Annotated in this window: 24 protein-coding genes and 1 pseudogene; 11 read left to right on the forward strand and 14 right to left on the reverse strand. The window is 72.5% G+C overall.

The window, feature by feature from the left end; all coding sequences use genetic code 11:
- Nucleotides 1-56: 56 nt before the first annotated feature.
- From SSPS47_RS01770 to SSPS47_RS01785, 4 genes are all read right to left on the reverse strand, one after another.
- On the reverse strand, nucleotides 57-1,097 hold the full coding sequence (locus tag SSPS47_RS01770; protein ID WP_239064730.1) for a phosphatidylinositol-specific phospholipase C domain-containing protein: 1,041 nt from the start codon (nucleotides 1,095-1,097) through the stop codon (nucleotides 57-59).
- 208 nt (nucleotides 1,098-1,305) lie between these two features.
- On the reverse strand, nucleotides 1,306-3,252 hold the full coding sequence (locus SSPS47_RS01775) for an NAD(P)-binding protein (RefSeq protein ID WP_164254339.1): 1,947 nt from the start codon (nucleotides 3,250-3,252) through the stop codon (nucleotides 1,306-1,308).
- 151 nt (nucleotides 3,253-3,403) lie between these two features.
- Nucleotides 3,404-4,615, reverse strand: coding sequence for a methyltransferase (locus tag SSPS47_RS01780; protein ID WP_164248096.1), 1,212 nt, complete (start codon nucleotides 4,613-4,615; stop codon nucleotides 3,404-3,406).
- Nucleotides 4,616-4,679: 64 nt separating this feature from the next.
- Nucleotides 4,680-4,973: a hypothetical protein gene (locus SSPS47_RS01785; RefSeq protein WP_164248098.1), complete on the reverse strand. Its 294-nt coding sequence runs from the start codon at nucleotides 4,971-4,973 to the stop codon at nucleotides 4,680-4,682.
- 631 nt (nucleotides 4,974-5,604) lie between these two features.
- On the opposite strand from SSPS47_RS01785, the gene SSPS47_RS01790 reads away from it, so the two are divergent.
- From SSPS47_RS01790 to SSPS47_RS01800, 3 genes are all read left to right on the forward strand, one after another.
- Nucleotides 5,605-6,276, forward strand: a complete 672-nt coding sequence (locus SSPS47_RS01790; protein ID WP_164248102.1) for a hypothetical protein — start codon at nucleotides 5,605-5,607, stop codon at nucleotides 6,274-6,276.
- 82 nt (nucleotides 6,277-6,358) lie between these two features.
- A complete protein-coding gene (locus tag SSPS47_RS01795) occupies nucleotides 6,359-7,066 on the forward strand; it encodes a class F sortase (RefSeq protein WP_239064731.1) in 708 nt (235 codons plus the stop codon).
- A gap of 58 nt (nucleotides 7,067-7,124) precedes the next feature.
- Nucleotides 7,125-7,919, forward strand: coding sequence for a GNAT family N-acetyltransferase (locus SSPS47_RS01800; RefSeq protein WP_164248106.1), 795 nt, complete (start codon nucleotides 7,125-7,127; stop codon nucleotides 7,917-7,919).
- Here SSPS47_RS01800 and SSPS47_RS01805 read toward each other — a convergent pair.
- Both SSPS47_RS01805 and SSPS47_RS35105 read right to left on the reverse strand, forming a co-directional pair.
- On the reverse strand, nucleotides 7,916-8,869 hold the full coding sequence (locus SSPS47_RS01805; protein ID WP_239064732.1) for a sensor histidine kinase: 954 nt from the start codon (nucleotides 8,867-8,869) through the stop codon (nucleotides 7,916-7,918). The genes SSPS47_RS01800 and SSPS47_RS01805 overlap by 4 nt on opposite strands.
- 14 nt (nucleotides 8,870-8,883) lie before the next feature.
- A complete protein-coding gene (locus SSPS47_RS35105; protein WP_239064733.1) occupies nucleotides 8,884-9,153 on the reverse strand; it encodes a hypothetical protein in 270 nt (89 codons plus the stop codon).
- Nucleotides 9,154-9,526: 373 nt separating this feature from the next.
- Here SSPS47_RS35105 and SSPS47_RS01810 point away from each other — a divergent pair, with 373 nt between their 5' ends.
- Together SSPS47_RS01810 and SSPS47_RS01815 are read left to right on the forward strand one after the other, a co-directional pair.
- Entirely contained in the window at nucleotides 9,527-9,730 is a 204-nt protein-coding gene (locus SSPS47_RS01810) for a cold-shock protein (RefSeq protein WP_023543603.1), read from the forward strand.
- A 375-nt stretch (nucleotides 9,731-10,105) separates the two neighbouring features.
- Complete coding sequence (locus SSPS47_RS01815) at nucleotides 10,106-11,629, forward strand: DEAD/DEAH box helicase (RefSeq protein ID WP_164248110.1); 1,524 nt, start codon at nucleotides 10,106-10,108, stop codon at nucleotides 11,627-11,629.
- 97 nt (nucleotides 11,630-11,726) lie between these two features.
- Here the strand turns inward: SSPS47_RS01815 and SSPS47_RS01820 are convergent, their stop codons facing one another.
- The gene (locus SSPS47_RS01820; RefSeq protein ID WP_147875601.1) at nucleotides 11,727-12,029 is read right to left on the reverse strand and encodes an SCO5918 family protein; all 303 of its coding nucleotides are present in this window, start codon (nucleotides 12,027-12,029) and stop codon (nucleotides 11,727-11,729) included.
- A gap of 294 nt (nucleotides 12,030-12,323) precedes the next feature.
- On the opposite strand from SSPS47_RS01820, the gene SSPS47_RS01825 reads away from it, so the two are divergent.
- Nucleotides 12,324-12,641, forward strand: a complete 318-nt coding sequence (locus SSPS47_RS01825; RefSeq protein WP_147875602.1) for a hypothetical protein — start codon at nucleotides 12,324-12,326, stop codon at nucleotides 12,639-12,641.
- Nucleotides 12,642-12,686: 45 nt separating this feature from the next.
- Here the strand turns inward: SSPS47_RS01825 and SSPS47_RS01830 are convergent, their stop codons facing one another.
- The 3 genes from SSPS47_RS01830 to SSPS47_RS01840 all read right to left on the reverse strand — a co-directional run bounded on the left by SSPS47_RS01830 (nucleotide 12,687) and on the right by SSPS47_RS01840 (nucleotide 16,695).
- Nucleotides 12,687-13,331, reverse strand: coding sequence for an endonuclease (locus SSPS47_RS01830; RefSeq protein WP_164248113.1), 645 nt, complete (start codon nucleotides 13,329-13,331; stop codon nucleotides 12,687-12,689).
- On the reverse strand, nucleotides 13,328-13,723 hold the full coding sequence (locus SSPS47_RS01835) for a hypothetical protein (RefSeq protein WP_164248116.1): 396 nt from the start codon (nucleotides 13,721-13,723) through the stop codon (nucleotides 13,328-13,330). The genes SSPS47_RS01830 and SSPS47_RS01835 overlap by 4 nt, the downstream gene beginning before the upstream one ends.
- Before the next feature lie 284 nt (nucleotides 13,724-14,007).
- Nucleotides 14,008-16,695 carry a SpoIIE family protein phosphatase gene (locus SSPS47_RS01840; RefSeq protein WP_164248119.1) on the reverse strand — a complete coding sequence of 896 codons (2,688 nt, stop codon included), beginning with the start codon at nucleotides 16,693-16,695 and terminating at the stop codon, nucleotides 14,008-14,010.
- 223 nt (nucleotides 16,696-16,918) lie between these two features.
- Here SSPS47_RS01840 and SSPS47_RS01845 point away from each other — a divergent pair, with 223 nt between their 5' ends.
- Nucleotides 16,919-19,105 (forward strand): DUF6351 family protein, encoded by a 2,187-nt coding sequence (locus SSPS47_RS01845; RefSeq protein ID WP_164248123.1) that lies wholly within the window; start codon nucleotides 16,919-16,921, stop codon nucleotides 19,103-19,105.
- Nucleotides 19,102-19,989 (forward strand): SMP-30/gluconolactonase/LRE family protein, encoded by an 888-nt coding sequence (locus SSPS47_RS01850; protein WP_164248126.1) that lies wholly within the window; start codon nucleotides 19,102-19,104, stop codon nucleotides 19,987-19,989. Before SSPS47_RS01845 ends, SSPS47_RS01850 begins: the two co-directional genes overlap by 4 nt.
- Before the next feature lie 251 nt (nucleotides 19,990-20,240).
- On the opposite strand, the pseudogene SSPS47_RS01855 reads toward SSPS47_RS01850, so the two are convergent.
- Both SSPS47_RS01855 and SSPS47_RS01860 read right to left on the reverse strand, forming a co-directional pair.
- Nucleotides 20,241-20,489: pseudogene (locus SSPS47_RS01855) on the reverse strand (helix-turn-helix transcriptional regulator); the annotation flags it as partial.
- Between the two features lie 78 nt (nucleotides 20,490-20,567).
- Nucleotides 20,568-21,089: a hypothetical protein gene (locus tag SSPS47_RS01860; protein ID WP_164248129.1), complete on the reverse strand. Its 522-nt coding sequence runs from the start codon at nucleotides 21,087-21,089 to the stop codon at nucleotides 20,568-20,570.
- A 120-nt stretch (nucleotides 21,090-21,209) separates the two neighbouring features.
- Between SSPS47_RS01860 and SSPS47_RS01865 the strand changes: the two genes are divergently transcribed.
- The 3 genes from SSPS47_RS01865 to SSPS47_RS01875 all read left to right on the forward strand — a co-directional run bounded on the left by SSPS47_RS01865 (nucleotide 21,210) and on the right by SSPS47_RS01875 (nucleotide 24,298).
- Nucleotides 21,210-22,568, forward strand: coding sequence for a BTAD domain-containing putative transcriptional regulator (locus tag SSPS47_RS01865; RefSeq protein WP_164248131.1), 1,359 nt, complete (start codon nucleotides 21,210-21,212; stop codon nucleotides 22,566-22,568).
- A 154-nt stretch (nucleotides 22,569-22,722) separates the two neighbouring features.
- Nucleotides 22,723-23,730 (forward strand): non-homologous end-joining DNA ligase, encoded by a 1,008-nt coding sequence (gene ligD, locus SSPS47_RS01870; protein ID WP_164248134.1) that lies wholly within the window; start codon nucleotides 22,723-22,725, stop codon nucleotides 23,728-23,730.
- Nucleotides 23,731-23,866: 136 nt separating this feature from the next.
- Nucleotides 23,867-24,298, forward strand: coding sequence for a VOC family protein (locus SSPS47_RS01875; protein WP_164248137.1), 432 nt, complete (start codon nucleotides 23,867-23,869; stop codon nucleotides 24,296-24,298).
- A gap of 83 nt (nucleotides 24,299-24,381) precedes the next feature.
- Here SSPS47_RS01875 and msrA read toward each other — a convergent pair whose 3' ends face one another.
- Nucleotides 24,382-24,900, reverse strand: coding sequence for a peptide-methionine (S)-S-oxide reductase MsrA (msrA, locus tag SSPS47_RS01880; RefSeq protein WP_164248140.1), 519 nt, complete (start codon nucleotides 24,898-24,900; stop codon nucleotides 24,382-24,384).
- Nucleotides 24,901-24,992: 92 nt separating this feature from the next.
- Entirely contained in the window at nucleotides 24,993-25,619 is a 627-nt protein-coding gene (locus SSPS47_RS01885; protein WP_164248143.1) for an NAD(P)-binding domain-containing protein, read from the reverse strand.
- Nucleotides 25,620-25,928: the final 309 nt, after the last annotated feature.

The following is a 25,928-nucleotide window of genomic DNA, read 5'->3' on the forward strand; positions in this document are numbered from 1 at the left end:
GACGGCGTCGGGTTGCGCGGCCCGGGACCGCGCAACCCGACCCTCGCTCGGCCCCTCTACCGCCCCGCGCCGCGTTCCACGACCGTGGCGAGCACGGACGGCAGCGGGTACCAGTCCGCCGACACGATGCTCGCGTGCCGCCCCGCCAGCAGCGTGACGCGGTCGCGCGCCTGCGCCTGTGTGGGGTTGGTGCCGTCGATGGCGGGCGCCACCGTGTGCGCGTCCGTCATGACCACCAGATAGTGCCGCTGGTCGTACCAGGCGGTGTCGAATCCCTCGGCCGCGTAGATGGACGCGGAGCCGTCGAAGACGACGAACCACGGCCGCAGCGAGGCGTCCGCGTACCGGGTCCGGGGGTCCCCTGCGGCGGCGCCGAGCACGGCGGGGAAGGCCGCCGCGTCGCCGAGCCGTCCGGCGGCGGCGAGGTCCCGAAGGTGCGTGGCGTACTCGCGGTCGGTCCACAGGGTGTCGAGGGGGTTCTGCTGCTCGACGGTGCCGGGGATCAGCTCGAATACGAACTTGCCCACGAGCGCGGAGCGCGCCGGCCAGCCGCGCTCCCGCACGGCGCTGTCGAGGTCCGTACTGCCGCCCACGAGGTCGGCGGGGCGGTAGACCGCGTCGCCGAGCGTGGAGGTCAGGAGCGCGTCGAGCGCGGCGGGGCCGCGTCCGCCCTTGCCCTGGAAGCCGTCCTTCAGCTCGACCTTGACGAGGATCGGCCGGTGGCCGGGGTTGGCGTCGTGCCAGACCTTCATGTCCGCGAGACAGCCGGGAAGTCCCTGGTCGCGGGCCTTGGTGCGCAGCTCACCGGTGTTGGCGGCATTGACGCAATTGCTGTTGCTGCCGAGCGGGTTGCTGTGCGACACGCGCCAGGACGCGCCGAACACATTGGTCCACACGTCGAGTTCGAGCATCCCGGCACCGGAGTCCAGCGCGTCGGCGAGATACGGGAAGGTCGTCTTCTCGTACGCGTTGTGGACCCCGACCCCGGTGGAAGAGGAGTACGGCAGTTGTTCGTCGGCGACGGCGGTACTCGCCTGGCTCAGCGCGCCCACCAGCGCCAGCGCCCCGGCCGCGCCCGCGGCCACTGTCGTACGCATGAGTCTTCCCATGTTCCCGGCCTTCCCGTCATACGAGTGAAGTGACGGGAACAGTAAGGCAGTTGGGTGACGAGCGGGGGGACGGAGGCTTACCCGACCCGGCACGGTCCGCGGTACGGCGGGAACAGACGCATCCGGTGGCCGATATCAGCGACGTCCCTTCCTCCTGCCCCGGAGCCGGGGCGCCACGGACCGGCCGGGTCCTGCTCTACGGCGCAGGGGGCCCCGGCGGGGCGGCGGTCGCCTGACGGCCCATCAGTTCCGCCAGTCCCCGCCGGGTGACGGCCAGTACGACTCGGTCCTGCGCCCGCAGTACATAGCCGGGGTGCAGGTCCCAGACCAGTCCGGCGGGCCGGTCCTCGTCGTGGTCGCGCCGGGTGTCCGCGAGATCCGGCAGCCGGTCCCCCGGCGCCGCCGTGTCCAGCGCGATGACCCGCCACGCGCCCGGCCTGAACACCTCGGCGACGGTGCGCCCCTGGAGTCTCGGGTGGCCGGCCACGTCGATGGCCGCGACCAGCAGCACCTTGCGCTCGACCGGGATCGCACCGAGGATCTGACGCCCCATCATGGCGATGGCGAACGCCGGGGCCGCGAGCGTGGAGACGCTGCGGCTACGGGTCAGGGCCCGGGGGTGGGCGGCGCGCAGCGTCCGGTAGACGGCGGTGGCGAACTCGTCGTCGTACAGCCGCAGGGCGACCCGCAGGTCCGGTTTGACGGACCGTGCGTACAGGGCGGCTTCGAGGTTGGTGACGTCGATGCTGGTGAGCGCGAGCAGGGCGTGCGCCCGGTGCACCTTGGCCGCCTCCAGGACCCCTTCCTGCGTCACGTCGCCGACGACCGTCGGCACCCGCAGGCTCCGCGCGAGGGCGATTCCCCGGGCCTCGGGGTCCTCCTCCACGCACACCACCGGGATGTCCAGCTCGCGCAGCCGTACCAGCACCCTGCTCCCGATCTTGCCGAGGCCGAGCAGCACGATGTGGCCGGACAGTCCGCGGGGCGGCCTGCGCAGCGCCGACGCGTTGCGGAAGGTGCCGAGCGCTTCGAGTACGGCGGCGAGCAGGACCGGCAGCAGCAGCAACCCGGCCACCCCGGACAGGAGTTGGATGACCTGGCGGTCCAGGTCCTCACCGGTGGCGGGGTCCCCGATGGCGAACAGGTCGAGCAGCACGATGTACGTCGCGTGCAGCGGGTGGTCGTCCGTCGTGATGGCGGAGGCGACGGCCAGGGCCAGTACGGCGACGGCGATCCCGGCGAACGACCAGCGGAGCCGCCGGGAGAGGAGTGAACCCAGCGGGGCGCCGCGCCCCGTGGTCCGGCGGCGTGACAGCGGCTCGCCCTCGTGGGAGACGGCCTCCAGGACCACGGTGCCCCGGCCGGTGGCCGCCGCCGTGGTGTCGTCGTCGGGCAGCAGCCGGGGGCCGTCGTTGCCGCTGCTGTCCGAACCCTCCTCGCCCGCCGGGTCGTTGGTCGTGGAGGAGAGCAGCGCGAGGGTGCACAGACCCGGGTCGGCGACCTCGCCGGGGCCCGGCGGATTGCGCTCCACGGCCCGCAGCATCAGCCCGTCGGCCCGGACGATCTTGCTGGTGCCGGCCACGGCGGTGGCCGCCAGCGCGGGAGCGGCGGTGTCGGCGTCGGAGAGCACGGTGGTGGACGCGTCGAGCGCGGCGATGTCCAGTCCGGGCACGGCGACGGCCGCCGCCTGGTCGAGCAGCTCTTCGAGGTGCTGGCCGAGTTTGCGGTTGTAGAGCCTGATGACCAGGCGCAGTTGGGGATTGAGACGCCGGGCGGCGAGGGCCGTCCTGATGTTGACCTCGTCGTCGTCGTGGACGAGCGCGAGGGCCGCCGCCTCGGTCACTCCCGCTTCCACGAGGACATCGGTGTCGAGCTCCCCGGCCTCGATGAGCCGTGGCGGTTCGGGGTCACCCGGCCGGCCGTCGGGGCCGCCGGGGCCGCCGGTGGCGGGGCCGTACGTCCGGGCCATGACCGCCGACATCCGGCCGATGAGGGCGGAGGCCCTGCCACGGCCGGTGAGCGGGGCGGGATCCCGGCGTTCGGCGCGCACGGGCGGGACGACGAGGGCGACCTGTTCCCCGTAGACGTCACGCAGTTCACCGGCCAGCCGGTGGCCCAGCGCGTCGTCGCCGCACACGATCATGTGGCCGGGCTGCGAGCCGTGCGGTACCTGGGACGGAAGTTGCGGCAGTGACGTCACAGGCCCAGTGTGCCGAACAGGCAGCCGGGAATGGCGAGTTCCGGCCGGTCAGCCCCGGTGCGCGCGCACGATCTTCACCGGATCCGACGGCCGGTCAGCGGCGAACCGCCCGCAGGACCACGAACTTCGGATCGCTCGCCATGACGTCGCAGTTGCCGAACAGCCGCCGCAGTCTGGTGTGGTAGCCGAGGTGCCGGTTGCCGACCACCCACAGCTGGCCGCCGGGCCGCAGCGCCTCGCGCGATCCGGTGAACATCCGGAAGGCCGTCGCGTCGGTGGTCGCCTGATGGCTGTGGAACGGCGGATTGTTGAGCACGAGGTCGGCCGACCCCGCCGCCACGGTGGCCAGGCCGTCCCCGACGACGAACCGCGCCGGATTCGCGGTGTCGACGTTCTTGGCGTACGTCGCCTCGGCGGACGCCACGGCCGAGAAGGACTCGTCGATGAACGTCAGCCGGGCCTCGGGGTTGGCCACGGCGACGGCCGTGCCGAGGACGCCGTTCCCGCAGCCGAGGTCGACGACATGCTCCGGACCGCGGCGCTCGGGCAGATTGCGCAGGAAGAACCGCGTGCCGATGTCGAGGCGCTCCGCGCAGAAGATCCCGGCGTGGTTGACGACGGTCAGGCCCGAGCCGGCGCCGGCGTCTTCGGGCACGGTGTACGAGATCGGCCAGGCACCGGCGGTCGCGCGGGAGCGGGCGTGTTCGGCGGCCGGCGCGCAGAAGATCAGCCGCGCCTTCTTCACCGCGAGCGAGGTCCGGGTCGGGCCGAGGATCTGCTCGAAGAGTCTCAGTGTCGAGGTGTGGATCTCGGTGACCTTGCCGGTGCCGACCACGGTGGTCCCCCGGTGCACGGCAGGCGCCAGCCGGTGCAGCTGGTCCTCCAGGAGGGAGAGGCTCTTGGGCACCCGGATCAGCAGGACGTCGATCCGCTCGGGCGGTGTGTCGCGCGCCGAGAGCAGGCGTACGGCGTCGGTGTCGATGCCGTTGCGCAGCAGGTTGGCGTGGGTCGCCCGCTGAGCGAGGTACGAGTCGGTGATCTGTACGGGGAGGTAGGCGGCGAGCGCGGTGGCGAGCGCGCCCCAGCGGTCGCCGACGACGACCACGTTGCCGGACAGATCCACACCGGCGCGCACGGCGGCGGCCTCGGCTCCGGTCGCGGTGTCGTCCGCGGCGGCGGCCTCGGCCTCGGCGAGGTGCCGCAGCAGATACTCGTCGGCCGCGTCCCAGGCCCGCAGCGTGTCGCGGGGCTGCTCGGGAAAGCGGGCAAGGTCGAGATCGCCCCAGGGCGTCGTCAAACGGTTCATCGTCCACTCAGGCTAACCGAGCGGCCGCACCGCCCTGTCCCGGACGTAAAGCGCTGAGCTGCCGTTAGGCCCTGTCCGGCGGGTCTTCGGGGGCCCGGCCCGCGTCTGTGCGCCGCTGGTCCCGCGCGTGCTCCCTGGCCATCTCGCGGGCCCGCTGGAGCGCGATCCTGGCCTGCCGCACGGTCAGTACGGCGGCGAACTCGGACCGTGCGATGCCGAGGACGACATCGGCGTCGGCGGGTGGTTCCGGATGGTTGCGCAGGGCGATGTCCGCGGCGGCCAGCGCCAGGATGTCGTCGTCGGGCGACGCGCCCGGCTGCGACATGGTCCGCATCACCTGGTGCCAGAGCCCGCTCATGCTGTCACGCTCCCTCGTCCGCACGGCCGGCACCGTCTCCCGGTGCCGTGGGGTGGCCGATCGTGCCGAGCACATGCCGGATCATCTCGTCCGCCACGAGTTCCCGGGGACCGCTCCCCCGCTGCGGGCCCAGTGCGCCATCAGCTCGTTGATGGCGCCGATCAGGGCGACCATCGCCAGGGTGTGGTCGCGCGGCACCGCCTCGCCCCGCCCGACGGCGCGGTCCGCCTCGCCGATCCGGTACCCGGTTCCGCCCCAGGGGCACCACCGGCCCCGTCGATGCCGTCCGAATCGTCCGTACCGCCCGCGGGGTCACCTGTTGGCTCCATCCGCTCTCCCCGAATCACGCCAGACCTGGCTCACGCCACGCGCCCATGGCGGAGTCACCGGTAAGAGTGCTTACCGAGCATGGCACGCGCGGTGCGCCACCGACCGGGTTTCCGCGAATTGCCGGGGACCGCCTGGCGCGTGACCGCGTGCCCCTCCGGTAACCCGAGTGGCGGCAGTGACGGTCTCCCGGCGTGCGCTGACAAATCATCACTTCTAGCGTCGGGGTAGCTGTGCGGTGCGTTCGGCTGTCCCCGCCGTACCGCCCCCGACGATCACCGGACGATCAGGAGTGGGAGATCCGATGCGCAGGATAGATACGGCCTCGGCGGCGATCGTGGGCGCCGCGGCTCTCGTTCTCGGGGCGGGGTGGCCCGCGTTCGCGGGCGACGGGGCCGAATTCGAGTACAGCGTCTCCCCCGAGGCGATCGAACCCGGTGGCGAGGTGGAGCTCCGTACCAAGGGGTGCCGGGTACCGGCCGTGACCGTCTCGTCGGGGGTGTTCGAAACCGTCACCCTCAACGAGGGCGAGGCGAAGTCGGTCAGGATCTTCGACGACGTGAAGCCGGAGGCGGAGTACGAGATCACCTTCGACTGCGACGGAAAGATCCGCTCGTTGCCACTGATGATCAAAACGGGTGAGCCCGGTGAGCACAGGAAGCCCGGTGAACACAGCAAGCCCGGCAAGCCCGAGAAGCCGGCCGAGTCCGGCAAGCCGCCGGGACCGTGGGAGCCGCCCCGGCCGAAGCCCCCGGAGCGTCCCGAGCACTCGGAGCGCCCGGTCCACCCCGACCAGCGGCCTCATGAGCCCCGGCCGCACGGGGACACCGCGCACAAGGGTGTGAAGGCCGGCATCGGCGGCAGCACCGACGGTGGACCGAACACGGCCGGGCTGGCGGTCGGAGCCGCGGTCATCGCGGTCGCGCTCGGCGGCGCCGGCCGGCTCCTCCGCCGCCGGCCGGTGAACGGCTCCTGACCACGTCCCCGCCCCTGGATCCGGCCGTGCCTCGCCGCGCGGCCGGTTCCACGGGTCCATCCCCGGCGCCGGACGGTGCGTGATGACGGAAACGGAAAGGCTCCGGGCCTCCCGGTGGTCCATGGTCGTACTGCTGCTGCTCGTCGGTGTCTTCGTGGTGCGCATCAGCGCCGAGGGGCAGCTCGTGCTCCCGCCGCAGCCCGCCGGAGCGGGGTCCGCGGCGCGGGACGGCGGAGGGGACGCCGGAGGAGACACGGGGAGGGACGGGGAAGCGGACGCGGTGCCCCGGCCCGCCGGAGCGGCGGCGAGGGCCGCCCCTCCGCTGCCGGGCTCCACCGCGACCCGGCTCCGTATCCCCTCGGTACGGGTCGACGCGCCGCTGACCCGGGTGTCGCTGGACGCCGATGGCTGGATCGACGCGCCACCGGCCGGCCGGCCCGAACTGGCGGGCCACTTCCGGGGATCGGTGACCCCCGGCGAGCAGGGCACCTCGGTGATCGTGGGGCATGTCGACACCGCTCAAGGCCCCGCCGTCTTCTACGACTTGGGCCGTCTCGCCAAGGACAGCCGCGTCGAGGTGACACGCGCCGACGGCACCACGGCGGTGTTCACCGTCTACGGGGTCGAGTCCTTCACCAAGCACGGTTTCCCGGCCGAGAGCGTCTACCGGGCGACGGGGGCGCCCGAACTGCGCCTGATCACCTGCGGTGGTCCGTTCACCGAGAAGACCGGGTACCAGGGCAACGTCGTCGCCTTCGCCCGCCTCACCGAGACCCGAAGGGCGGCCTGACCGGCGGTGGGCGGCAAACCCTGTTGCGGCGCGGGCGGTGGGCCGCTGAAGTGGGCGAATGGACAATGAAGCGGTACGCGCGCTGTTCGACCGCCAGATGCGCAGGCAGGCGCCCGCCGACGGACCGGGGGCCGTGGTCGAGCGGGTGGGCGCCGTGGTCCGCCAGACGGCGACCGGCCCCGGCGCGGAGTCGGACGGCGGCTGGAACGGTGTCCTGTGGTCGGACCTGGACGCCGGCTCCGCGGATGCCGCGATCGGCGAGCAGATACGTCATTTCACCTCCCTCGGCCTTGAGTTCGAGTGGAAGGTCTACTCCCACGACGCGCCCCACGACCTTCCCCGACGGCTGGTGGCGGCCGGGTTCACGTCCGAGCCCGCGGAGACGCTGATGGTCGCCGAGACCGCCGATCTGCCGCGTGATGTCGCGCTGCCCGAGGGGGTGCGGCTGGTCGCGGTGACCGACGCGGCGGGTGCGGAGCTGATGGCCGAGGTCCACGAGCAGGCTTTCGGCGCGGACCGCAGCCACACCCTGGAGCGGCTGACGGCCCAGCTCGCCGCCGCTCCCGGCAGTGTCACGGCGGCTGTCGCCATGGCCGGTGACGTGCCGGTGAGCGCGGCGCGGATGGAGCTGCCGGCCGGCCCGGAGTTCGCCGGCCTGTGGGGCGGCGGCACCGTCCCCGCCTGGCGCGGCCGGGGTCTCTACCGCGCGCTGGTCGCCTTCCGCACCCGTCTGGCCGCCGAGCGGGGCTACCGCTACATGCAGGTCGACGCGTCGAGCCGGAGCCGTCCGATCCTGCGACGGCTCGGCTTCGAGGAGCTGAGCACGACCACCCCGTACGTCTACACCCCTTAGGGCGTGAACACCCCATGAGGCCGCCCCTCCCGCCGGCCGGGGCGCGGTGCGAGGGGCAGCCAGGCGCGGACGAGGAAGCCGCCGCCCGGCACCGGGCCGTACTCCACCTCGCCGCCGGCCGCCGCCGCGCGCTCCCGCACGCCGAGGAGCCCGAACCCGGCGCCGGGCCCGGCCCGTTCACCGTCCGCGCCCTCGGCGCGCCGTTCCCCGGCGGCCCCGCCGTCGTCCACGATCTCCACCGTCAGCCGGTCACCGTGGCGGACGACGGAGACGGCGGCGCGCCGGGCGCCCGAGTGCCGGACGACATTGGTGAGGGCTTCCTGCACGATGCGGTGGACGGCCAGTTCGGCCATCGGCGGCAGCCCGTCCAGCTCTCCCTCCTGCCGCATCACCAACTCGACGCCGCCGCCCTCGAACCGTTCGGCCAGTTCACCGAGCCGGCCGATCCCGGGCAGCGGGGCCGTCGGCTCGTCGTCCCTCTCGCGCAACACCGTGACCGTGGCGCGCAGTTCGCCGACCGCTTCCCTGCCCGAGTCGCGCACCTGCCGCATCGCCTTCCTCGACACCTCCGGGCGTATGTCGAGCCCGTCCAGCGCCACGCCCGCCTGCACGGTCATCGCCGTCACCGTGTGGGCGACGATGTCGTGCAGCTCGCGGGCGATGTGTACGCGCTCCTCACGCACCCGGCGCGCCGCCTCCCGCTCGCGGTCCTCCTCCGCGCGGGCGGCCCTGGCCTCGTAGGCGCGCAGCAACTCCCGCCGGGTGCGCACCACTTCACCCAGCAGCAGCGGTACGAGCGGCCAGAGCATCTCCAGGAGGGGCAGTCCCTGCGGATTGACCACCTCACGGCCCACCCGCAGCGCCACGGCGCCCGAGACGGCGGCGGCCACCATCCCGGTCCGTACCGTGCGCCGCCGGTCGCCGAGGACCGCCACGGTGTAGAGCGCCACGATCACCGGCAGGTTCAGCAGCTCACCGATGTGCCCGTACAGTGCCCAGCCGGCGCAGGCGGCCCCGTGATGACGGCGACGACCACCGGCTCCCGGCGTCTGCGCACCAGCGCCAGCAGCGAGACGGCGAGCAGCAGCCAGGTGCACCAGTCGGCCTGCCGGTACCCGGGGCCGTTCACGGCGGCGTCGGACGCGGTGAACACACCGACGCCCGCCGCCACCGTCAGGTCGGCGGTGAGCGGCGGCAATTCTCCGGCGCGGGCGCGCAGGCGCTCGAAGGTCATCACCCGGTTCACACCACGAACGCCAGACGGCCCGGCCGGGGCGCGTATACGCCGCCGGGAGTAGCCACCGGGTGAAGACCCGGAGAATATTCCCGATCGCGGATGCGGAAATTTCCTCCGGCGGCCCGGCGGATTTTCCGGTGTGCGACCCGGGCGGCCAAGACGTCCCGTACTCGATCGCATGCACCGTGCTACTGTGGACATCAGTTGCAGTTGTGGTTCCCGAAGACTTCAAGTGCTCTCGCCAACTTTAGGTGTCGGTGAGTGCGCTTTTGTATTTCCGGTGCTTTTCCGGACGGGGTAATCATCTAAAGGCGACGCGGGGTGCGCACAGTGCGGGCCCCCGGGCAGCATTGCCCTGAAGGAGATCAAAATGGCCAGTGGCACCGTAAAGTGGTTCAACTCGGAAAAGGGTTTCGGCTTCATCGAGCAGGACGGCGGCGGCGCCGACGTCTTCGCCCACTACTCGAACATCGCCGCCCAGGGCTTCCGTGAGCTCCAGGAGGGCCAGAAGGTGAACTTCGACGTCACGCAGGGCCAGAAGGGCCCGCAGGCGGAGAACATCGTTCCCGCCTGACGCCGATGCGCGAGACGTAGCCGGAGCCCGCACCTTGCGGTGCGGGCTCCGGCTACGTTGCTTTTTCTCCGGGGCCCGCCCGGTGCGCGTGACACCTTCGAGTGTGGCGCGGGACCAGGTTTCTCCTCGCTGTCCTGACGGCCGGCCGACGAATTTCCACCGATGTCGGCCCCGCACCGGACCGCCGGGCCCCCGTACTCCGGCGACCTGGTCGCCTGCGCTCGGTCGATTCCGAGCATTTCCACGTGCCGGTTCCGGCGTCTCACGCCCCGGCGCGGCTCTGTTTTGTTTTCCCCCGGCTCGTTCTTGCGATTCTTTGCGCGGTCATTCTGCCCAAGAGTTCCTCGATACGTGCCGCATCGAGAGAGGTTCAGCATGAACCGCACGCCTCGCACGAACGACCGATACTCACGCACCCGCTCAGGTGGCTCCGGCGGTGGCGGCAGCCGCTTCCGCCCGCAGTCGTCCGGTTCGGGCCGCCCGGGCTCCTCCGGCCGGTCCTACGGCCGTCGTCCCGCCGCCGTACAGGGCGAGTTCGCCCTGCCGGTCACCGTCACGCCCGCCCTGCCCGCCGTGGCGTCCTTCGCCGAACTGGACATGCCGTCGCCGGTGACGACCACGCTCACCGGCCTCGGGGTGAGCGAGCCGTTCCCGATCCAGGCCGCGACGCTCCCGAACTCGCTCGCGGGCCGCGATGTCCTCGGGCGGGGCCGTACCGGCTCCGGCAAGACCCTCGCCTTCGGCCTCGCACTCCTGGTGCGCACCGCCGGACAGCGCGCCCAGCCCAAGCAGCCGCTGGCGCTCGTTCTCGTACCCACCCGTGAGCTGGCCCAGCAGGTCACCGACGCGCTCACCCCCTACTCCCGCGCGCTGAAGCTGCGGCTCGCCACCGTCGTCGGCGGCATGTCGATCGGCCGGCAGGCCGGCGCGCTGCGGGGCGGCGCCGAGGTCGTCGTCGCGACACCCGGACGGCTCAAGGACCTCATCGACCGCGGCGACTGCCGGCTCGACCGGGTCGCCATCACCGTCCTCGACGAGGCCGACCAGATGGCCGACATGGGCTTCATGCCGCAGGTCACCGGACTGCTCGACCAGGTGCGGCCCGACGGGCAGCGGATGCTGTTCTCGGCGACGCTGGACCGCAATGTGGACCTGCTGGTCCGCCGCTATCTGAACGACCCCGTGGTCCACTCCGTCGACGCCGCCGTCGGCACGGTCACCACCATGGAGCACCACGTCCTGCACGTGCAGAACGCCGACAAGTACGCGACCACCACGGAGATCGCGGCGCGCGACGGCCGGGTCCTGATGTTCCTGGACACCAAGCACGCCGTCGACCGGCTGACCGAGCACCTGCTCAACAGCGGCGTGCGCGCCGCCGCGCTGCACGGCGGCAAGTCCCAGCCGCAGCGCACCCGGACACTCGCCCGGTTCAAGACGGGCCACGTCACGGTCCTCGTGGCCACGAACGTCGCGGCACGCGGCATCCACATCGACAATCTCGACCTCGTCGTGAACGTCGACCCGCCGAGCGACCACAAGGACTATCTGCACCGCGGCGGGCGTACCGCCCGCGCCGGCGAGTCGGGCAGCGTCGTCACACTCGTCCTGCCCAACCAGCGCCGTGACATGACACGGCTGATGGCCGACGCGGGAATCGTCCCGCAGACCGCGCAGGTCCGCTCCGGCGAGGCGGAGCTGAGCCGGATCACCGGAGCCCAGGCACCCTCGGGCGTGCCCGTGGTCATCTCCACCCCCGTCTCGGAGCGCCCCAAGAGCGGTTCGGGCAGCCGGGGCCGCGGCCGTCCGTCCCAGGGCCGGAGGCCGTCGGGGAGCGGCGCCTCCCAGGGCCGCTCGGGCGGCGCGCGCCAGTCGTCGTCGCGCAGCTGGTCCGCGTAAGCGCACGGATCCAGCGGGTCCACATACGGCGGGCCCCGTCACCGGTCGGTGACGGGGCCCGCCGTATGTGGTGCGCCGTGCGTCGTGTCCGCGCGGCTCAGCTCTGCGCGGGGGTGCCGAGCATCGTCGACGCCGTCTCCAGCGCGCTGGGCTCCGCCGCCGGGGCGGGGACGGGGCGGCAGGTGAAGCCGAGACGGGTCAGGGCGCGGGTCACCTCGGAGGCGGAGAAGTCACGGCGGTCCTGGCGCGTGATCACCTCGCCCACCTGCTTCACCGGGTACGTACGGCGGCTGATCACGACGGACTCGCCCGTGATCGGTTCGGGCTTGATGCCCTTCATCGCCGCCTGCACCTCGCTCTTGACCAGGTCGAAGGGGAAGCGGGCGATGACGCAGCGCATAGTGCCTCGGCAAGGAGAAGGGGGATGCGGAGCCATCAGCATCCCACATGAACGCCGGGCCCGGAACCGGAACCTCCCCCGCCCATGTGGACCGATGCACGCGGATTCATCCGGGCGCTCCGGAATTTGATTACCAAAAAGGGCCCGGAATCGCCGGGCGGTGGCGAATCCGCCGGGGAGATCCGGGCGGTGATCCGGATCCGGGAGGTGATCGCGGCGGAAAACCGGGCAGGCACAGAAAGAGGCGCGAAGCCTGACCCCGCTCGGCGGGGGCCGTCAACGCCAGGAGTTCGCATGACCGCGTACGTCATCACCGTCCCGGGCACTTTCCTGCGCACGCTCGACGCGGACTCGCGCGCCGTACTGCTGCGCGCGCTGCGGCCCGCGGACCCGCAGCACACGGCTCTGGGTGAGGCCGAGGACCTGGACATGCTGACGGTGAACGAGGGTGGCACCTTCAGCATCCGGCTGGAGATCGAGGCGGAGAACAAGCGGGGCGCCGAGACGGAGGCGAAGCGGGTGGCGGGCGCCGCGCTGGACAAGGCCGGGTACTCGCAGGACGAGGCGCCGCTGGGGGCGGCGTTCGTCACGGGCATCGACAGCGAGTACTGACGACGCCGGGCCCCGCCGGGCCCTGATCGGTCTTCCGGGGGCGTGTCAGCCGCCGGACGGACTCAGCTCCTCGACGATGTCGTGGTCCAGCGAGGCGCGCACCAGCGCGGCGGCAAGGGCGGCGGGGCCCGCGTCCCCGGCGAGCCGGGTGAGCGCCGCGGTGTCGGTGCCGAGGCCCAGTTGTTCGGCGCCGCGCAGCGCCCTGGTGTCGAAGTACGGCGCCACTTCGGGCCAGACGGCCTGCGCCTCGCGCAGGAAGATGTCCGCCCCGACGGGTCCGATCCCCGGCAGGTCCTGGAGCAGTCGGCGCAGCACCGCGATGTCGCCGTCCGCCTCGGCGCGCATGCGGCGTGGGTCGCCGTGCCACCGCCGGATCAACAGCTCGGCGCCGTCGCCGAGTCGGGTGGCGGTGCTCTCGTCGTAGCGGCGGTAACCGCCCCGGCCGAGGGCGTCGACGCGCTGCTGCCAGGTCGCCTCGGTCATCCGGCGCGGATTGCGCAGGCCCGCCTCGTCGAGGGCGCGCGCCGTGCCGACGGCCACGCCGGCCCGGATGGGGGCGCTCAACAGGAGGGCGAGGAGCAGCAGTTGGTAGAGGGGCTGCGGTGTGTCACGCAGCCGGATGCCGGCTTCCCGGGCGTAGGTGCTGCCGTGGGAGCGGAGCAGGGCCTGTGCGACGGCGCGCCGGTTCATCGAAATCGCAGGGGGGTCGTCCGCGCGCCGCGCGGGGGGCCGGTGTTGCCGCGGCCGGCGGCGCGCGGGGTCCCGTAGGCACGCCGACGGGCGGAGCGGCGCAGGGCTTCGGCACGCGCTTTGGCGAGGTCGGCGCGGGCATGGGCGATGCGGATCTCCTCGGCGTGGAGATCTTCCGCCGGGATGTCCGCGTCCGTGGCGGGGTCCGCGTCCGCCTTCCGCGAGTCCTCCGCCCGGGAATTCTCCGACGGGGCGTCCTTCTCTTCCTCGGCCGGCCGTGGCGCCCGCAGATGCGGCAACAGGAATTCCTCCATGCGTCCGAGCGCCACCATGACAAAGAGCATCAACACCGGAAACACGAGGGATATCAGTACGGTCGGCAGCAGCCCCATAACCCAGTCCCTTTCTCTTCCCGGCCCGGACAGCGCCGGATTGAGCGGTGCCGGCCACGAACGCGCCGACCTGAGATGCGCATGGAACACGCGGGCATGTCGTTCACGGGGCCGTGCTTCGCCCACGTATGCCGGACGGGTACCACGTCTGTTGGAGTTCACTCGTGCCTGATTCGCACTCCCACGAAGCCTATGGGCTCCGAACGGACCTCGCTCGTCGGCTCCCGAACGGCCGAATCCGAATTGACAGACCGCCTGGCCGTCCCCCCGCGCACGGGGCCCCGTCACATCGCGGGATCGACGCCGCCGAGTGCCTGCTCGGTCCAGATGACCTTGCCCTGGGCGCTGTAGCGCGTTCCCCAGCGCTCCGCGAACTGGGCGACGAGGAAGAGTCCGCGGCCCCCCTCGTCGGTGCCGGCCGCCTGGCGCAGATGCGGCGAGGTGCTGCTGTGGTCGGAGACCTCGCAGATCAGGCTCCGGTCGCGGATGATGCGTACCCGGATGGGCCCGGAGGCGTAGCGGATCGCGTTGGTGACCAGTTCGCTGAGGATCAGCTCGGTCGTGAACGCCTCCTCGACCAGGCCCCACTCCGTCAGCTTGTGTGAGACGTCGGCCCGCAGCCTGCCCACCGCGGCGGGGTCGGCGGGGATCTCCCAGTCGGCGACATGACCGCCGTCCAGCACGCGTGTGCGCGCGACCAGCAGGGCGGTGTCGTCCCGGGGGTGCTCGGGCAGCAGCGCCTGGAGGACCGCGTCGCACGCCTGGTCCGGGGTGCGGTCGGCCTGGGCGGCGAGCGTCCGGCGCAGCAGGTTCAGGCCCTCGTCGATGTCGCGGTGCCGGTCCTCGACGAGCCCGTCGGTGTACAGCGCCAGCATGCTGTTCTCCGGCAGATGGACCTCAAGGGTCTCGAAGGGCAGTCCGCCGAGCCCCAGCGGGGGGCCGCCGGGCACGTCGGCGAACATCGACGTGCCGTCGTCGTGGATGACGACGGGCTGGAGGTGGCCCGCCCGCGACATGCTGCACGTCCCGGACACCGGGTCGTAGATCGCGTACAGACAGGTGGCGCCGGTGACTGCGCCGTCGGCTCCGTCGACGGCCTCGTCCCGGTCGATGCGGGCGACCAGTTCGTCCAGGTGGAAGAGCAGTTCGTCGGGCGGCAGGTCCAGGGTCGAGAAGTTGTGGACCGCGGTCCGCAGCCGGCCCATGGTGGCGGCCGCGTGCAGGCCGTGGCCGACGACGTCGCCGACGACGAGCGCGACGCGGGCGCCGGGCAGCGGGATGATGTCGAACCAGTCGCCGCCGACGCCGCCGAGTCCGCCGAGTCCGGCCTTGGCGGGCAGATACCGGTAGGCGACGTCGATGGCGTTCTGGTCGGGGAGGCCGCGCGGGAGCAGGCTGCGCTGAAGTGTGACGGCCATGGTGTGCTCGCGGGTGTAGCGGCGGGCGTTGTCGACGCTGACCGCCGCCCTGGCGACCATCTCCTCGGCGACGGACAGGTCCTCGCCCTCGAACGCCTCGGGCTGCGCGGACCGCCAGAAGGTGACGACGCCGAGGGTGACGCCCCGCGCCCGCATCGGGACGGTGATCATCGAGTGGAAGCCCTCTTCGGCCACCAGCTTCCTGGCGCGTTCGGGGTGCTGCTTGTGCCAGCCGGAGAACGCGGCGAGATCCGGGACCAGGATCGGCTCGCCGTTCAGGACGGCGTCGCTCACGGGGGTCGACGGGGGAAGGTGGATCAGCTCGCCGACCGGGTAGAGCGAGGTGTCCTCGTCGCGGCCGCTGGAGGCGGTGCGGCGCATGGCCATCACCACGGTGGTCGGCTCCTCGCCCCGCAGGACGGCCTCGACGACGTCGACGGTCACGAAGTCGGCGAAGTTGGCGGCGGCGAACTCCGTCAGTTCCTCGCAGGTGCGGACCACGTCCAGGGTCGTACCGACCTCCGTACCGGCCTCGTACAACAGGCTCAGGCGCCCCCGGGCCAGGTCGGCCTTTCCCGTGAGCGTCTGGAGCTCGGTGGTGTCACGCAGGGTGGTCACGCTGCCGGGCGGACCGCCGTCCTGGTCCGTGGGCCGCTGGCTGATGGCGAGCAGCCGCTCGCCGACGGGGTGGACCTCGTCGGTCGCCGTCCGGCCGGAGGCCAGCAGCGCCGCGGTGTCCGGGTCCAGGCCCAGGTCGTCGAGCGAGCGGCCCTCGACGTCCGTCGGCAGGTCGAGCAGTCTGCGTGCCTCGTCGTTGGCGAGCAGCAGACGGCCGTCGCCGCCCGCGATGAGCACCCCTTCGCGTACGGAGTGCAGAACCGCGTCGTGGTGCTCGTACATACGGGTCATCTCGGCGGGTCCCAGTCCGCGTGTCTGGCGGCGCAGACGTCTGCTCACCAGGGCCGTGCCGCCCATCGTCAGCAGCAGCACACCGGCGGCGGAGCCGAACAGGAGCGGGAAATGGTCCTCCACGACCGCGCTCACGCGCTCGATGGTGATCCCCGCCGAGACCATCCCGATCACCCTGCCGCTCGCGTCGAAGACGGGGACGACGGCCTGTACGAGGGGCCCGATGGTGCCGACGATCTTCTCGGTGATGACCCGCCCCTCGAGGGCGGGCTTGAGATTGCCGACGAACTTCTTGCCGACCCGGTCGGGGATCGGGTGGGTGTAGCGGACCCCGTCGGTGTTGAGCACGACGATGAAGTCGACGCCGGAGCGCTCCCTGGCATGCTCGGCCGGTCTGCGCAGGACCTCGGCGGGATTGGGGTTTTTCAGCGCCTCCTGGATGCCCGGGGAGTTCGCGAAGGTCTCGGCCACGGCGACGGAGCGGTTGCGCGCCTCGCGCTCGCTGTCGGTGCTGCCCTGCAGCACGAGCGCGGCGGAAGCGGCGGCGACGAGCAGAACGACGATCGCCACCTGAAGAAGAAAGACCTGACCTGCGACTGTTCTCATCTTCAGAACCGAGCGCCGGCGGCCGTCGCGTCCGGGCATGCCCCCTTTGTACACCCGTCGCAAACGGTGGGCGAGCCGCGGGTACGGGGAGGCGGTCTTGACCCCGCACTCCGCCGGATGAACCATTCTGCGGGTCCGGGAGTGATGGGGAGTGACGTGAGCGTCCGTCGGGGCGTCCGCATGTACGGCGCGGGCGTGCGGGACGTGCGCGTCGTTTCCACGGACCGGTGCCCGCCGGTCCACAGAGCATGGGGGTTCATCGGTGTCCCGTCGGTCCGTCCTCGCCACCGCGCTCGCGGCCGGCGCGCTGCTGCTGACCTGTCTGCCCAGTGCCGCGGCGCAGCCGCCCGGCAGCGGCGAACGGCTGACCATCGACACCCTGTCGACCCGGCCGGGTGTGGTCACCGGCGGTGACGTCCTCGTACGTGTCGAGGTCCCGCCCCGCTTCGACCCCGACGACGTACGGATCACCCGCGACGGCACGGACGTCACGGACGCGTTCTCGGCGGCCGGATCCGCGCCCGGCGGCCTGACCGGCCTGGTGACGTCCCTGCGCGAGGGCCGCAACCGGCTCGTCGCGACCGTCTCCGGCCGGCCCGGCGCGGGCGCGGCGCTCCAGGTGCGCGACCACCCCTCGACCGGTCCGGTCATCAGCGGTCCGCACGAGCGGCCCTTCGTGTGCGGTACGGAGTCGTTCAAGCTGGTCGACGGCTCCACCCTGGGGCCGCCGCTGGACGGGGACTGCTCGGTCGCGGCCCGGGTCGACCACGCGTACCGCTCCACGGACGGGAGCGTGAAACCCCTGGCCGATCCCGCGAGCCGCCCGGCGGACCTCGCGACGACCACCACGAGCACCGGCGCGCGCGTCCCCTTCCTCATCCGTATCGAGACCGGCACGCTCAACCGGGGCGTCTACCAGATCTCCATGCTGGCCGACCCCGCCGCGCCAGAGCCGACCCGTGCGCGGCCCTCCGAGGGGTGGAACGGCCGGCTGATGTACACCTTCGGCGGCGGGTGCCGGGGCGGCTGGTACACCCAGGGCTCGGACACCGGCGGCGTACTGGACACCGAGATGCTGGGCCGTGGGTACGCGGTGGCCTCCTCGTCCCTCAACGTCTTCGGCAACAACTGCAACGACCTGCTGGCGTCCGAGACCACGATGATGGTCAAGGAGCACTTCGTGGAGCGGTACGGAGTCCCCCGCTTCACCATCGGCTGGGGATGTTCCGGCGGCTCGTACCAGAGCCATCAGACCGCCGACAACTACCCCGGTCTGCTCGACGGCATCATCGTCGGGTGCAGCTTCCCGGACGTGACGTCCGCGACCAACACCACGCTGCTGGACTCCCGGCTGCTCGACCACTACTTCACCGTGAGCGCGCCGGACGAGTTCAGCGCCGAGCAGCAGACCGCGGTCGCCGGGTTCCGTGAGCGGGCGAGCATCCCGAACCTGAGCGACGGCGCGAAGCGCCTCGACCCGGACGCGGAGTTCCCCGCCGCGCTGCCCGATGACCAGCGCTACGACGCGGACACCAACCCCGACGGGGCTCGGGGCACGGTCTTCGACCACACCGTGAACGTGTACGGCACCGACCGGCGCACCGGCGCCGCGCTGCGCCCGCTGGACAACGTCGGTGTGCAGTACGGACTCGACGCGCTGAACGAGGGTGCGATCGACAAGCGGCAGTTCATCGACCTCAACTCCCGCGTCGGGGGCATCGACCGCGACGCCGGGTTCACCACGGGGCGTACGGCGGCCGACCGCACGGCGACCGAGGCGGCGTACGGCACGGGCCGCATCCTGTGGGGCGGCGCCGGTCTCGCCACCACACCCGTCATCGACCACCGCTCCTACACCGACGACCTGCCCGGGGGCGACATACACATGGCGGTGCACGGGTACTCCACCCGCGCCCGGCTGATCGCGGCGAACGGCCACGCGGACAACCAGGTCATGCTCGCGGAGGACAACCGGCACGGCTTCAGCCTCAAGAGCCCGGCGCTGCGGTACGCCCTCACGGAGATGGACGCGTGGCTGACGTCGCTGACGTCCGCCGGGGCGCGGGCCGAGTGGACGGCGCGGGACGTCGTGGCGCACAAGCCGGCGGAGCTGACCGACGCGTGCTGGACCAGGGACGCGGAGCCCCGCAAGATCGAGCAGCGCCTGGCCTACGACAGCCCCGGGGAGTGCGGCGCGCTCTACCCGGCCTTCCCGACACCGAGGCTGGTCGCCGGAGCCCCGCTCGCCGACGATGTGATCGCGTGCCGGCGCAAGGCGGTGGACCCGGCCGACTACGAGGTGACGTTCACCGGCGCCGAACTCCGGCAGTTGCGGGCGGCGTTCCCCGGCGGGGTGTGCGACTGGAGCCGGAGCGGCCAGGGACAGCGCCCGCTCACCGGCCCGTGGCAGTCGGTGGGGGCGGCGGGCGAGAGGGGCGGGGAGCGATGACCGGGCCCCGCATCGAGGTCGCCGTACGGGCGGAGGCGAAGCTGGGCGAGGGGCCCACCTGGGATCCGGCGACCGGCCGGCTGCTGTGGGTGGACATACTCTCGGCGCGGATCCACACCTTCGACCCGGCCGACGGCCGCCGTACGGTCATGGCCACCGAGCAGCACGTCGGTGCCGCGCTCCCCCGGGCCGGCGGCGGGCTGGTGGTCAACCTCCGTGACGGCATCGGACTGTACGGCCCCGGCGGCGAGTTCTCCTGGCTGGTACGCGATCCGGTGCCGGGCCGCCGGGGCAACGACGCGGCCGTCGCGCCGGACGGCGCGCTCTGGGCGGGCAGCATGCGCTACGACGAGACACCGGGCGGCGGGGCGCTGATCCGGGTCACGGCGGACGCGTTCGGCGCACCGGACGCGCCTTCGGGGACCGTCACCGACACACGGCCCGTCACCGTCGGCAACGGCACGGGCTGGAGTCCGGACGGCCGGACGATGTACTACATCGACACCCCCACCGGCCGTATCGACCGGTTCCGCGCCGACACCCACTCCCCCGGTGAACCCCTCGTCGACGAGGGCCCGTTGGCGACGATCGAAGCGGGCACCGGGCACCCGGACGGGCTGACGGTCGACGCGGACGGCTGCGTCTGGGTCGCCCTGTGGGACGGCGCCGCGGTCCGCCGCTACACACCGGACGGCGAGCTGGACCGGACTGTCGAACTGCCCGTACTCCGGCCCACCTCCTGCGCCTTCGGCGGACCGGAGCTGCGCGACCTCTACATCACCACCGCCCGCGTCGGCGTCGCCGCCCCCCACCCCCTCACCGGCTCGCTCCTCGTCCTGCCGGACGCGGGTCAGGGGGTCCCCGGCACACCGTTCGCCGGCTGAGAGGGGAGACGACGCGGGCGGGTGACGCCGGGAGGCCTTCTCCTCCGCTGCCCCCGGCCCCGCGGTGTGGACGAGCAGCGATCCGCGGATGCCCCACGGCCTCGCGGGCGATCATGTCGCGGTCGGGGTAGCGGCCACCGATCTCGCGAGCGCCGGGGCGCTGATCCAGTCGAGCAGCCGCCGCACCTGCGCTCGTACGGCGGCGCCCGGCGCGGCGGGGCCGCGACCATCTGTCCGGCCCCCTTCTTGTGCGGGCGGGCGAGCCGGAACAGATGGTCGCGCTCGTCCCTGTCCAGCCGCAGGCTGTGATTGCGGCCCTGCTCCAGCCGTACGTAGTAGTCGACGCTCACACCCGCCAGATGCGCCAGCTCCTCCCGGCGCAGGCCCGGCACCCTGCGCTGCCCGGATCCCGAGGCGTAACCGACGTCCTCGGGCTGGATCCTGGCTCGGCGCGAGCTCACGAATTCGCCCAACTCCCCTTGCGTCCGCGTGCCGTTCATTCTCCATCGGCCGACCGGGCGGGTAGCGAGCTGCCGACGGCCGCCGGGTTCGGGCTCTCGCCACGCTGCGGCGCTTCGTCAGTCGACGCGCGCGCAGAGGTCGTCGACCGAGCCGTGGACCATGGTCACGTCCTTGTAGCCGGCCGCGCTGATGTCCAGGGTGTACGCGCCGTCGATCAGATACACACCTCGCGCCAGATTGCCGCCGTTCTCGGCGACGCCCACGAGCACCGGGCCGAGCACGTACCAGAACTGTGAGCCGTCGGAGCGATGGTCCACGGCGGCCGTGCCGCTCGCGTCGGCGTCGTAGAAGGCCCCGGTGTCGGTGTTGGTGATCCGGACCACCAGGTCCCCCCGGTAGAGGACGCGTTCCGGGGAGCCGTCCGGATGGGTCGTCACCACCCGCCGCTCCACCTCGTCGACGACTGGCTCGGTGTGGATGGGGACGTCGCACCGGACACCGGCGGGCGCGTCCCACGGTGCGGAGGGTGCGGGCTCCCAGCCGCTGCGCGCGGTGCCGGAAGCCGCGTGGGCGGGATGCGCCCCGGCCCCCAACAGCGGTGTGGTGAGGGCCAGTAGCGCTACGACGATGCCTCGCACAGAGTTCTCCCCGGTGAAGTGGTGGTCCACGGCCTGGGCACCAGCGTCCCGCCGGGCTCTGACCACGTTCTCACCACGGCCGCTTGCCGCTCCCGCCCGCGGGACTACCCTTGTTCCGCGATGAAGTTCAAGCTGCTCGGACCGTTCGAGGCCCGTCACGAGGGCCGGCCGCTCCTGACGCACAGCCGCCGCCAGGAGCGCTGTCTGCTGTCGATCCTGCTGCTCGACGCGGGGCACGTCGTGACGACCGGTCGGCTCATCGATCTGCTGTGGGACGGGGAGGCGAACGCGTCGGCGCGCGGCACCGTCCACACATACGTCGGAAGGCTGCGCGCCGCCCTGCGTACGGAGGGCGGACCGCGCATCGAGACCCGGCACGGCGGCTATCTCCTGGAAACGGGCGGGTACGAGGTCGACGCCGGGGACTTCGTCCCGCTGGCCCGCGCCGCCGCCGACGCCACGGACCCCGCCGAGCGGATCCGTCTCGGCGACCGAGCCCTCGCGCTGTGGCGGGGCCCGCTGCTCGCCGACGTGGCCGGCGACCGGCTCCGCGAGCGGCTCGGCGGCCGTCTGGACGCGCTGCGGCTGTCCACCGTCGAGCTGCGCGCCGAGACGCAGCTCTCGATGGGGCTGCACGAACGCGTCGCGGCGAATCTGACGGACCTCGCCGACGATCATCCCGAACGGGAGCGCATCGTCGCCGCGCGGATGACGGCCCTGTACCGCGCCGACCGCGCGGCCGAGGCCGTCCGCCTCTACCGCGCCACACGCCACGCGCTCTCCACCCGGCTCGGCGTCGAGCCGGGACCGGACCTGACGGCCCTTCACGAGCGCGTCCTGCGCCGCGATCCGTCCCTGGACCGGCCGCCGGCTCCCCTGTACGCGGTACGGGTCCGAGACCACTGGCTGCCGTGGAACACCAGCGGCCACCCGGCGCTGGAGTTCTGCAACACGTACGCGGGCTGGGGCGGCCCGGAGCTGCCCGGTGCGGAGTGGCTGCGCGACTACGCCGCGCTGGCGGTGTGGGCCGGCCATCTCGGTCTCGCTCGGGACCATGTCGTCACCCGTCTGGTCGCGCGGGCGCGCCGCGAACCCGGCGAGGCGGCGCACGTACTCGCCGAGGCCCGTGAGTTCCGGGCGCGCCTGTACGCCTGTCTGACGGATCCGGCCGACGCGGAGGCCTTCGAAGCGGTGGCGGGTGTGGCGGAAGCGGCGGCGAGGTCCTCGGTGTTCACCCGCGGCGAGGACGGTCTCGGCGGCTGGCATGTCTCACCCTCGGCCGGGCTGCGGCTCCCTCTCCTCGCGACGGCCCGCAGCGCCGCCGACCTGCTGGCGGATCCGCGCCGCCTCGTGGTGCGCCGCTGTCCCGGCGAGGAGTGCGGCTGGCTGTTCCTCGACAGCGGTGGCCGGCGCAGATGGTGCAGCCTGGCGACGTGCGGTGCCTCGCGGCGGCTGCGGGACGGATGCGCGACGGGCTGACCCCGGAAACTCGTACGGGTCCCCGCCGGCCGCGCGGGGACGTCCCCTAACGGGTGATCGGCCCTGGTCGTGTGCGCACTCGGCGCTCCCCCGCGGGGAGCCTTCTCCGAAAGCCGGTCGGTTGGTCGGACCCCACGGAGAGAGGCGAGGCACGATGAGCAGCCTCCTGGACACGCTGCCCGCGGACGAGCGGCGCAGACTCAACCACAACCGGTCGGGCGCCCTCCTGGCGTCCTCGCCGATGCTCGCCACCCTGACCGACCGGAGGGTGTTCGGCGAGGGCTGGATCTTCGAGCGCAAACTGGACGGTGTGCGGGTACTCGCCGTCCGGGACGCGTCGGGCGTACGGCTGCTGTCGCGCACAGGACGACGGCTCAATGCCACGTATCCGGAGATCGTGGACGCCCTGGCCGCGCAGGAGTGCGAGGACTTCACCGTGGACGGCGAGGTCGTCGCGTTCGCCCACGGCCGTACCGACTTCGCCCGGCTCCAGCAGCGCATGGGGATCAGCGACGCCCGCCGGGCCCGCGCCAGCGGGGTGGCCGTCACGTACTACCTGTTCGATCTGCTGCGCCTGGACGGCGCCGATCTCACGGCGATCCCGCTGCGCTCACGGAAGTCGCTGCTGCGCAGAGCCCTGACGTACCGGGCGCCGCTGCGCTTCACCCCGCACCGCAACGCGGGCGGTCAGGAGTCGCTGGACCGGGCGTGCGCCGACGGCTGGGAGGGACTGATCGTGAAACGGGCCGCGGGCCGGTACGAGCCCCGGCGCTCGACGGGCTGGCTGAAGCTCAAGTGCGAGCAGGGGCAGGAGTTCGTCATCGGCGGCTACACGGAACCGTCCGGCTCCCGCGTCGGCTTCGGCGCGCTGCTCCTCGGTCACTACGAGGACGGACGGCTGCGGTACGCGGGCAAGGTGGGGACCGGGTACGACCGGGCGACGCTGGTCGATCTGCGCCGGCGGCTCGACGAGGCCGCGGTGCCCCGGTCGCCGTTCGCGGACGCGGTGAAGGAGCGGGCTCCGCACTGGTCCGAGCCCCGGCTCGTCGCCCAGATCGCGTTCACCGAGTGGACGAGGGACGGGATGCTGCGCCATCCGCGTTTCCTGGGGCTGCGGGAGGACAAGGAGGCGAGGGACGTGGTGCGGGAGAGACCGGCCTGACGGGGCGGGTGGGCGGGGCGGGAAACGGGCAGCACTCCCGGACGGGCCGTACACGCGGAGTACGCGGAGTACGGCGCCACGCCACCGCACGGCCACAGACCACCGCACGACCGCGACGAAGGGCGGCGACACCCCCATGACCACCCCCGACTCCCGCATACCGCGTTTCCATCTCGCGATGCCCGTCGACGACCTCGCCGCCGCGCGCCGCTTCTACGGCGGCGTACTCGGTCTGACGGAGGGCCGCAGCGCGGACACGTGGGTGGACTGGAATCTGCGTGGCCACCAGTTCGTGACGCATCTGGCGCCCCGCCGCGCCGAGGGCGTGCGCAACGCGGTCGACGGACACGACGTGCCGGTACCGCACTTCGGGCTGCTGCTGACCCCGCCGGAGTTCCACGAGCTGGCGGACCGCCTCCGGGCGGCGGGCACGACGTTCGTGATCGAGCCCTGCGTCCGCTTCGAGGGGCGGCCGGGTCAGCAGTGGACGATGTTCCTGCTCGATCCGGCGGGCAACGCGCTGGAGTTCAAGGCGTTCGCGGACGACGCACAGGTCTTCGCCGTCTGACGGCGGGGAGCCGGCGCGGGGTTCGGAAGGTCCCCCGGTGTCCGCCCGATCGCCGGGCGGACACCGTCATCACGGAAGGCGCGTCATCGCTCGCTGCGGGCGGGAAGCTTCCAGCCCGGCCGCAGGAAGTGACAGGTGTATCCGTCGGGATAGCGGACCAGATAGTCCTGGTGCTCGGGCTCCGCCTCCCAGAAATCGCCCGCCTCGGCCACCTCGGTGACGACCTTCCCCGGCCAGAGGCCCGAGGCCTCGACGTCGGCGATGGTGTCCTCGGCGACCCGCTTCTGCTCGTCACCGATGTAGTAGATGGCCGACCGGTAGCTGAGGCCGATGTCGTTGCCCTGACGGTTGAGCGTCGTGGGGTCGTGGATCTGGAAGAAGTACTCCAGAATCTGGCGGTAGCTGGTCTTCTCGGGGTCGAAGACGATCTCGATGCCCTCGGCGTGCGTCCCGTGACTGCGGTACGTCGCGTTCGCGACGTCCCCACCCGTGTAACCGACCCTGGTCGAGATCACCCCCGGCAGACCGCGAATCAGATCCTGCATACCCCAGAAGCAGCCGCCCGCGAGGACCGCCTTCTCCGTAGCCGTGTCCGTACTCATGCGTTACTCCCTCCTCTGTCACACACGGTACTGCTCCGAAGGGGGTCGGCGGGGAGCCGGCCGGGGGCCACCCCGGCTCCGGAGGCGGCGTCTCAGGCGCTGTGCAGCCGTGCGTCCAGCTCACCGGCCGACAGCTCCACGCCGTAGACGGGGCTTCCCGGCTGGTGCTTGCGTCCTCCCCCGCCGAGGTGGCCCGCGTTCACCGGGTCGAAGCCGATGTCGCGGATCAGACCCGCCACGACGGCCACGGCCTCCTCGTCGTCGCCGGAGATGGGAATGGCCAGGCGCGCCGGATCGCCCTTGGGGCGGCCCCGGTCGCGCAGGGTCTCCCAGTAGATGGAGTTGAACGCCTTGACCAGGTTGGAGTCCGTCGCAGCCCGTACGTTCTCGCTGGAGGTGGTGGAGTCGTCGTCCAGTTCGGGGTCGTGACCGTCGCGTTCCGGGTAGTAGTTGCCGGTGTCGATCACGACCTTGTCACGCAGCTCGCTCAGGGGCAGGTCGCGCAGGTGCCCGTACGGGATCGACACGACGACCACCTGGCCGAACCGGGCCGCCTCCTCGGCGGTGACCGCCCGGATGGGGCCGTCGATCCCCGCGACCAGCTCCGCGAGCGTCTCCGGGCCGCGCGAGTTCGCGAGGGCGACCTCGTGGCCGATGCCGGCGAAGTGCCGGGCGAGCGTCGAGCCGATGCGGCCCGCTCCGATGATCCCGATACGCATGGTGCCTCTCCTGCCTGCGCGGTCGTGGGCCGGTCGCCCCGTCCGTACGGGTCGCTCGTACGGCTGCTCGTACCGCTCACTCGTACCGGCCGCCCGCACGGGTCGCGCGTACCGGCCACTCGCACCGGCCGCTCGTACTGGTCGCCTCCATGGGTAGCCGAATGGCGGCTCCCCAAACTTGCCGGAAGGCGGGCCCGGACTCACCCTGAGGCTGCGGGCGACGCCCGATGCCGACGTCAGAGCGCCCGTGCGTGGTTGCCGCGCGGGGCCCGCGTCGACACCGCCGTTCGGGCCCTGTCCGCCGAACGG

Source organism: Streptomyces sp. S4.7, from assembly GCF_010384365.1.
Classification (GTDB): domain Bacteria; phylum Actinomycetota; class Actinomycetes; order Streptomycetales; family Streptomycetaceae; genus Streptomyces.

Coding starts and splice junctions, on each gene's coding strand:
- SSPS47_RS01770 (WP_239064730.1), bottom strand. CDS start 1,097: ATGCGTACGACAGTGGCCGCGGGCGCGGCCGGGGCGCTGGCGCTGGTG.
- SSPS47_RS01775 (WP_164254339.1), bottom strand. CDS start 3,252: ATGATCGTGTGCGGCGACGACGCGCTGGGCCACCGGCTGGCCGGTGAA.
- SSPS47_RS01780 (WP_164248096.1), bottom strand. CDS start 4,615: ATGAACCGTTTGACGACGCCCTGGGGCGATCTCGACCTTGCCCGCTTT.
- SSPS47_RS01785 (WP_164248098.1), bottom strand. CDS start 4,973: ATGAGCGGGCTCTGGCACCAGGTGATGCGGACCATGTCGCAGCCGGGC.
- SSPS47_RS01790 (WP_164248102.1), top strand. CDS start 5,605: ATGCGCAGGATAGATACGGCCTCGGCGGCGATCGTGGGCGCCGCGGCT.
- SSPS47_RS01795 (WP_239064731.1), top strand. CDS start 6,359: ATGACGGAAACGGAAAGGCTCCGGGCCTCCCGGTGGTCCATGGTCGTA.
- SSPS47_RS01800 (WP_164248106.1), top strand. CDS start 7,125: ATGGACAATGAAGCGGTACGCGCGCTGTTCGACCGCCAGATGCGCAGG.
- SSPS47_RS35105 (WP_239064733.1), bottom strand. CDS start 9,153: ATGACCTTCGAGCGCCTGCGCGCCCGCGCCGGAGAATTGCCGCCGCTC.
- SSPS47_RS01810 (WP_023543603.1), top strand. CDS start 9,527: ATGGCCAGTGGCACCGTAAAGTGGTTCAACTCGGAAAAGGGTTTCGGC.
- SSPS47_RS01815 (WP_164248110.1), top strand. CDS start 10,106: ATGAACCGCACGCCTCGCACGAACGACCGATACTCACGCACCCGCTCA.
- SSPS47_RS01820 (WP_147875601.1), bottom strand. CDS start 12,029: ATGCGCTGCGTCATCGCCCGCTTCCCCTTCGACCTGGTCAAGAGCGAG.
- SSPS47_RS01825 (WP_147875602.1), top strand. CDS start 12,324: ATGACCGCGTACGTCATCACCGTCCCGGGCACTTTCCTGCGCACGCTC.
- SSPS47_RS01830 (WP_164248113.1), bottom strand. CDS start 13,331: ATGAACCGGCGCGCCGTCGCACAGGCCCTGCTCCGCTCCCACGGCAGC.
- SSPS47_RS01835 (WP_164248116.1), bottom strand. CDS start 13,723: ATGGGGCTGCTGCCGACCGTACTGATATCCCTCGTGTTTCCGGTGTTG.
- SSPS47_RS01840 (WP_164248119.1), bottom strand. CDS start 16,695: ATGCCCGGACGCGACGGCCGCCGGCGCTCGGTTCTGAAGATGAGAACA.
- SSPS47_RS01850 (WP_164248126.1), top strand. CDS start 19,102: ATGACCGGGCCCCGCATCGAGGTCGCCGTACGGGCGGAGGCGAAGCTG.
- SSPS47_RS01865 (WP_164248131.1), top strand. CDS start 21,210: ATGAAGTTCAAGCTGCTCGGACCGTTCGAGGCCCGTCACGAGGGCCGG.
- ligD (WP_164248134.1), top strand. CDS start 22,723: ATGAGCAGCCTCCTGGACACGCTGCCCGCGGACGAGCGGCGCAGACTC.
- SSPS47_RS01875 (WP_164248137.1), top strand. CDS start 23,867: ATGACCACCCCCGACTCCCGCATACCGCGTTTCCATCTCGCGATGCCC.
- msrA (WP_164248140.1), bottom strand. CDS start 24,900: ATGAGTACGGACACGGCTACGGAGAAGGCGGTCCTCGCGGGCGGCTGC.
- SSPS47_RS01885 (WP_164248143.1), bottom strand. CDS start 25,619: ATGCGTATCGGGATCATCGGAGCGGGCCGCATCGGCTCGACGCTCGCC.